Here is a 3,913-nt window from a genome sequence, read left to right on the forward strand (position 1 = left end):
CAGCAACAAAGCGAGTAGCCCGTAGCGGAAATCAGCCTCTTTGGATGTATAAAAATGGTTAATCAACACACCTGTAACAATATATCTGTAATGATAATGAACTCGTAAAGCCGAAGACTGTTGAAAAAGTGATGCAAGCAATTGAGGATTTAAACTATATTCCAAATGATATTGCAAGATTGCTAGTCCAGAAAAAAACAGGCATTATTACATTGATATCGGGGCCTTTGCATAATCCATTCTTTGTCTATACAACAACTGCAATCGTTAATTATGTTTACGCTCAGGGCTATACAAGAAGAGGCTTCCTATAAATGTGTAGATGCATTAAAGCAACTTGTTCAAGATGTTAATATTCCGTCAACATTAAAAGGATTTAATATACCAGAATAAGCACTGGAACAACTAACTGAAGATGCGACAAAGCAAACAAGAATCTTAGCACGTAGTCCGATGCCGCTTAAGCGAGAAGACATCTATACTATTTATCGAGCTGCATTCGAAGAAACGAGAAACGTTGATTGCGGGCGTTTCTCTTTATTTAGGCTGTTTTCTCAAATATTGTATGGATATTTGAGAAAATTTAACTAAAGTCCCTGCTAGTGAAATAACTATATACTTTCAGGTAAATAATGTTTATACATTTCCAATGCATCAGTATGCTCTTTTAATACAGCAATGGTTTTATGGTTTGGTTTTGCAAAAATAATAGAATAATCCTCTTCGTTAAGTTCCTTGTTAATTGAAAAAGCTAATTTTTCTTCATCTAATGAAAATTGAGCATTAGCACCCGTTTTGTTTCCGCGAGCATCTAATCGTATCCACTTATTATGGGACTTTAAATAAACAGCATTCAAAGCGTGAATCGAATAGCCTTTTTCTGGAGTATCAAACAACATTAAACGCTGATAACAAAAACCTGTTGGAATTTCCTTGCGAGCGTAATAGTGCTGCCAAAAGATTTGATTTTGCATAGCAAATACCTTGTTTATACTTCAATATATCTGATGCGTGACAAGTAACTTCTTCCCCTTGAATATCCCAGGAATGCAATATTTCATCACGAACAAATTCAAAAGCAATTTTTGTTTTTTGAATTTCTGTTTGAGTTGAGTTAAATAGTTCCTAAATTTTTTCTTTCATAATTGAGTTTGAGTAATCAACCACATCTAATTCAAGTAAATAATCTCCTAAATTTTCAGATTCAAATACAAACCCCATAAACCATCAATCCTTTTTGTTGTATTTTTATTTGTAGTTAAGTATTAATATACAAATAAAGAAGGTGGTTAGTATATATTTTTTTCAACTAACGGAGCAGAATAGTTTAACAATTTATATGGATTTTTATGGTAAAATATATAGTGAGGTGGGGGGATTTGTTCAAAGAAGAAAGAAAATTTATAAATAGTTTATCTAAAAGAACTAAATTTGTTTCTTTAGGCGTAATCATAATTCTTTTGAGTATTTTTATTGTGGATTTTTCCTTTAAATTTTTCTTGATATGTTATTTGCTTGGAGTATTTTTAATCTTTATCAGTGATCTCATTGGTATAGAGAAGTTTAATAAAAACGCAATAGGAGAGATAACTTCAAGTTTTGGATTTGTATTGATTATGTTAGGGGTATTTGCACCCCTGGGAATTAATCCTAACTTTCATTATGGCACAATAATAGGGCCTTTTTTTATGTTAATTGGAACAATACTAAAATGTCTAGCGAAGAAACTAACGGGGGGCTTTACTTCAAGTATGGAGTAGAGCCTTTTTTATCCTTAAACTACGAAGCAGGTTAGTGAAAGTAACTAGCAAAAAGTTTTATAAATGCTAAAATACCTGCAAAAGGTAGTATTCATCGAATTTTATCAGGAAAACAATATATAAAGCAGTAAACAAAACTTGAGGAGGTATTGTAGTGAACCAACACAAAATGATTATTACTCAGTATAATCCCAAATACGCTGAACAAACAGTGGATATGTGGCGAGATAGTAAGGAACAGGCTATTGGTCAGAAAGAAATTCACAGTTTTGATAGTCACGTTTATTTTTTAAACCATATATTATATGAACAGTTTCAAATAGATTTAGCGTTAATTGATGAAAAAGTAGTTGGAATGATTGCCTATAATGAAAGGGAAATAAGCCAACTATATATTCATATAGATTATCAAGGAATCGGTATAGGTCATACATTACTAGATAAAGTAAAAGCACAATCAAGTGGGAGATTAACATTATACACATTTGAAGTAAATGAAAATGCACAACGATTTTATGAAAAACAAGGATTTGAAATCATAGGTAGAGGACACGAAAATGAAGAAAATTTAGCTGATATTCAATATGAATGGATATCCAAATATCTGCCTTCCTCAATTAATTGATTTATTCTATCCCTTGGTCTTTGTATTTCGGAAGTTTTTCTACTAAATTTTTCTAATAACTTTCATCATCATAGAGAATTTCTGCAACTTGGAACAGAGAATGCAATGGCTGTTAGGGTAACCTTTGGTATTTGAATAATATATCTCTATCTATAACAAAATTTGACACTGTTTCAAAAAAGACATATTATACGAATAAGACAATTGACTTAAATGAAAGGGGTGAGTAAATATGAAAAAATTGCCTGAAGCAGAATTTGAGATTATGAAGATAGTTTGGGAAAGTAATCCTCCAATTACTACAGGTATAATAATGAGAGAAATAGGAAATGAGAAAGGTTGGAAAATCCAAACCGTAGTATCCCTTATGCAAAGATTAACTGAACGTGGATTTCTTCGCAGTGAGAAAAATGGTAAGGAGAGATTTTATTACCCTATAGTAGAAAAAGATGCCTATCTAAGTTTTGAAACAGAGCATTTTATGAAGCTCTATCATAAAAACTCCTTTATGAATTTAGTGGGTACACTCTATAAATCCGATTCTATTTCTAATGAAGATTTAGCTTCATTAATTAAATGGGTGGAAGAAAAGAGGGATTAATATGCACAGTATCATGGTAGGTTTATTCTTTAAATCAGTAGTTATGTCCTTTATTGGACTACTATTTATTGCTGTAACGCCTTTCCTTTTAAAACGATATAGTGCTAGATGGCTTTACTATGGCTGGCTTGCTATCCTTTCAGGGTTTATTTTACCATTTAAATTCAATATACCGACCAAAGTTGTCAATCTATAAGAATCGGTGCAAGTACCATCTAAAGAACCTGTTCCAACTAACAGTAGTCAGATAACGCTTGTGTCTTCATCTGTAGATACAGTGACAGCACTTTCTGTTTGGCAGATGGTGATGATAATTTGGATTTTAGGAATCGTTGTATTTTTGGCAGTTCATCTTGTAAGACATTATCGTTTTATGTACATGGTGAAAAGATGGGGGCAGACGATAACTGAACCGAAAACCCTTCATTTGCTTGAAAAAGTTAAAAGTGAAATGAATATCACTAAGGAAATCGCATTGAAAGAATGTAGCTTTATCCATTCCCCCATGTTAGTGGGATTTACTAAAAATACTATTTGACTACCTAATAATGCTTATCGAGAAGAAGAACTAAACATGATATTGAAGCATGAGTTAGTTCATTTAAAACGAAAGGATTTATGGTATAAAGCTTTTGTATTGCTGATTAGTAGTATTCATTGGTTCAATCCATTGTTCTATCTATTCGCTAAAGAACTGGACAACCTTTGTGAACACGCTTGTGATGATGAAGTAGTAAAAAATACTGACATCCAACTTAGAAAAACGTATAGTCAATCGATACTACATGCTGAGAAATTAAAAAGAAGAGAAGGTGTTTTTTCTACAAATTTTCTAGGAAGTACACAAATTGGTTCATCACCATAACTTGGGGTTGACCACAAAAAATTCAATAAATTTCCATTAAAGTATAGAAAAAAAGTGAAAAC

The 3,913-nt window shown here is 32.0% G+C and carries 5 protein-coding genes and 3 pseudogenes; 7 read left to right on the forward strand and 1 reads right to left on the reverse strand.

Annotated features, from left to right (window positions below):
- The first annotated feature begins 83 nt into the window (after nt 1-83).
- Both AMS59_RS11495 and AMS59_RS26255 read left to right on the forward strand, forming a co-directional pair.
- On the forward strand, nt 84-314 hold the full coding sequence (locus AMS59_RS11495; protein ID WP_234007768.1) for a LacI family DNA-binding transcriptional regulator: 231 nt from the start codon (nt 84-86) through the stop codon (nt 312-314).
- Nucleotides 295-504 (forward strand): annotated as a pseudogene (locus AMS59_RS26255) (iron-containing alcohol dehydrogenase); the annotation flags it as partial. The gene AMS59_RS11495 and the pseudogene AMS59_RS26255, both read left to right, overlap by 20 nt.
- A 107-nt stretch (nt 505-611) precedes the next feature.
- Here AMS59_RS26255 and AMS59_RS11500 read toward each other — a convergent pair.
- A pseudogene (locus AMS59_RS11500) lies at nt 612-1,221 on the reverse strand (transglutaminase family protein).
- A gap of 158 nt (nt 1,222-1,379) precedes the next feature.
- Here AMS59_RS11500 and AMS59_RS11505 point away from each other — a divergent pair.
- From AMS59_RS11505 to AMS59_RS26265, 5 genes and pseudogenes are all read left to right on the forward strand, one after another.
- The gene (locus AMS59_RS11505; RefSeq protein WP_053483888.1) at nt 1,380-1,760 is read left to right on the forward strand and encodes a hypothetical protein; all 381 of its coding nucleotides are present in this window, start codon (nt 1,380-1,382) and stop codon (nt 1,758-1,760) included.
- A 154-nt stretch (nt 1,761-1,914) separates the two neighbouring features.
- Complete coding sequence (locus AMS59_RS11510; RefSeq protein ID WP_053483889.1) at nt 1,915-2,385, forward strand: GNAT family N-acetyltransferase; 471 nt, start codon at nt 1,915-1,917, stop codon at nt 2,383-2,385.
- Between the two features lie 232 nt (nt 2,386-2,617).
- Nucleotides 2,618-2,986 (forward strand): BlaI/MecI/CopY family transcriptional regulator, encoded by a 369-nt coding sequence (locus tag AMS59_RS11515; protein WP_053483890.1) that lies wholly within the window; start codon nt 2,618-2,620, stop codon nt 2,984-2,986.
- 1 nt (nt 2,987) lies between these two features.
- Nucleotides 2,988-3,182 (forward strand): hypothetical protein, encoded by a 195-nt coding sequence (locus AMS59_RS26260; protein ID WP_234007745.1) that lies wholly within the window; start codon nt 2,988-2,990, stop codon nt 3,180-3,182.
- A 60-nt stretch (nt 3,183-3,242) separates the two neighbouring features.
- A pseudogene (locus tag AMS59_RS26265) lies at nt 3,243-3,851 on the forward strand (M56 family metallopeptidase).
- Nucleotides 3,852-3,913: the final 62 nt, after the last annotated feature.

The sequence above is a fragment of the Lysinibacillus sp. FJAT-14745 genome (genome assembly GCF_001275675.1).
In the GTDB taxonomy this organism is placed as follows: domain Bacteria; phylum Bacillota; class Bacilli; order Bacillales_A; family Planococcaceae; genus Lysinibacillus.

What these genes read in the sequence shown, in the direction of transcription:
- AMS59_RS11515 (WP_053483890.1), top strand. Translation starts at nt 2,618, where the DNA reads ATGAAAAAATTGCCTGAAGCAGAATTTGAGATTATGAAGATAGTTTGG.
- AMS59_RS26260 (WP_234007745.1), top strand. Translation starts at nt 2,988, where the DNA reads ATGCACAGTATCATGGTAGGTTTATTCTTTAAATCAGTAGTTATGTCC.